The 2,027-nt window shown below is 70.0% G+C and carries 4 protein-coding genes; all 4 read left to right on the forward strand.

From position 1 onward, the window contains the following. Positions 1 to 299 precede the first annotated feature (299 nt). The 4 genes from BLW04_RS27260 (at position 300) to BLW04_RS29995 (ending at position 2,004) form a co-directional block, all read left to right on the forward strand. Positions 300 to 686, forward strand: a complete 387-nt coding sequence (locus BLW04_RS27260) for a hypothetical protein (RefSeq protein WP_091548397.1) — start codon at positions 300 to 302, stop codon at positions 684 to 686. A gap of 73 nt (positions 687 to 759) precedes the next feature. Further along, on the forward strand, positions 760 to 1,116 hold the full coding sequence (locus BLW04_RS25305) for a hypothetical protein (RefSeq protein ID WP_175484311.1): 357 nt from the start codon (positions 760 to 762) through the stop codon (positions 1,114 to 1,116). Further along, complete coding sequence (locus BLW04_RS25310) at positions 1,113 to 1,667, forward strand: GNAT family N-acetyltransferase (protein ID WP_091548401.1); 555 nt, start codon at positions 1,113 to 1,115, stop codon at positions 1,665 to 1,667. Before BLW04_RS25305 ends, BLW04_RS25310 begins: the two co-directional genes overlap by 4 nt. A gap of 16 nt (positions 1,668 to 1,683) precedes the next feature. Further along, the gene (locus BLW04_RS29995) at positions 1,684 to 2,004 is read left to right on the forward strand and encodes a WhiB family transcriptional regulator (RefSeq protein WP_371327830.1); all 321 of its coding nucleotides are present in this window, start codon (positions 1,684 to 1,686) and stop codon (positions 2,002 to 2,004) included. Positions 2,005 to 2,027: the final 23 nt, after the last annotated feature.

Consider the following 2,027-nt stretch of genomic DNA (forward strand, 5'->3'; position numbering starts at 1 on the left):
AGTCTTGGCGGACGCCCAACACCTACCTCACGGCCGGTGCAGGCGGGGGACCGCCACCTCAACTTCCACGAGACCCGGGACAACCTCCAAGTCGCGTGGTATCGGTTCGTTCGCAAGCCGAAGTCGGTAGTTATAATAATGTGAATGAGGAAATGCGCCCGACTGCCCGCCGCATGTGTGCTGAGTGTCCGCAGGCACAGGCCAATCAGGGTCGGGAACACCCTGACGACTGGTACAGCCGGGGGGCGGTTGCAGGGCTGTGGCGTGCCGTCCGGCACGGTGACCCGGTCTCCTGTCATGTGACTGAGGCCGACCGCAACGTCTACCGGGTGACCGAAGAGCAGGCCGCCGCGGGGTTCGTGGTGCCGCCGGAACAGGCTCAGCGGCGAGAGTGCTCGGGTGTCGCTGTGGCACTGCGACGGGAGCTGACGCGGCTGGACGATGCAGGGTCGTTCGAGGAGTACTCGCGGCGGTGGCCGGCGGGGCTGACACGAGACGCGCTCGCGATCGCTGCCGCCCGCGTGAGAGGTGCACACCGTCCGGAACTCCGGGCGACGGATGTGGAGGAGACCGCGGTCGTGGACATCCCGACGTGGGGCCTGTCGCCGCGGGAGTACCTGACCGACCGGGAGCTGAACGGGTTGGGCGACGTGCTCGGCCGACTCCTGGGAGGTAGTCGTGCCTGACGTGAGCACCATCCGGGCCGCTCTGGCATGCGCATGCCCGGTCTGCACCCGACACGGGGAGGTGCACTCACAGGTGCCACGGACGGTGCTGGGGGCGCCTGTGACGGTCGATGCGGAGATGGCGCCTCTGCTGGATGCTCTGGCGGCCGCAGGCGTGGTCACGGTCGGTTCGTGTGTGAACCTCTCCGAGGCGACGGCGCGGCTGTGGCCGGCGAAGCTGCCGGCCCTGACGGCAGGGGTGCAGCCGGCGGTGAACTACCGGCGCACGCTTGTCGAGGGGCTGGCATTCGTGCGTCTGCTGGACACTGAGGCGGCGGCACCGTTTCCCTCCGCGGTGGAACGCCTCGGCGGTGAGGTGCTGCGCTCCGGTCCGCTTGCGCAGGTCGCTTTTCCCCGGTGGCAGATGTCCGCGCTGGTGGCCCAGTTGTGATCAGGCCGGCCGCCTACGACGCCCGGTCAGTGCGGCTGTTGCTGTCCTCCCTGGCAGAGCACTACGCGGGCACCTACGGGGCGCACGACCTCGACCAGGACGACCCGACCGACTACAGGGCCCCGACCGGTGGTGTTCGGCTCGGCTACGAGGACGGGGCACCGGTCGCGCTGGCCTGCTGGCGCCGACACGGGCCGGGCGTGTGCGAGCTGCGTCGGTTCTACGTCGTCCCGACTGCGAGAGGCCGCGGGTGGGCACGCCGTCTACTGGTCGAGGCCTCCGCGGCGGCCTCCGCGGCCGGCTACTCACGGGCGGTATGCGCCACGGTCGCCGGGGATGGACTGGCGGGAATGCTCGGACTGGACGTGCGCCCGATCGCCCCGTACGGCCCGTACGCCGACCTGCCCGGCGTCGGCTACTTCGAGCTAGCGATGGTCGGCGCCCCCGCGTCCACCGCCGCGACACCGTGGAGGCCGTTGACGTACGGAGCGCCCGGCCGTGACGTGACGGCCGGCGTGCCTTCACCGGCTCGCATAAACGCTGTGACGTAATAGGCGCATGGCCTCTATGGAACCGGCACCCACGAGCGCCGTCGCTATCCCGACCACGGCATTTGCCGAATGGTCTGAGCTGACCGCCCAGATTGCCGCCGCGGGGTCGGTCCCGTGCCAGCGGTCGGACCCGGAGGCGTGGTGGCCGGACAAGGCCAACAGCTACGCGGCGCAGACGGCGGTCGACGCCTGTTCGGTCTGCCCGGCCCGGACGCCCTGCCTCGCCTACGCGGTGGCCGCCGACGAACGGTTCGGTATCTGGGGCGGGCGGTTTCAGCCGGTGGTAGCAATCGGGCTGGTCAGGAGGTCGGTGAAGACTTCTGCTGGGGTTCGGTAGCCGAGGATACGGCGTGGTCGGTT

The organism is Modestobacter sp. DSM 44400 (genome assembly GCF_900107175.1).
In the GTDB taxonomy this organism is placed as follows: Bacteria; Actinomycetota; Actinomycetes; order Mycobacteriales; family Geodermatophilaceae; genus Modestobacter.

Coding starts and splice junctions, on each gene's coding strand:
- BLW04_RS29995 (WP_371327830.1), top strand. CDS start 1,684: ATGGAACCGGCACCCACGAGCGCCGTCGCTATCCCGACCACGGCATTT.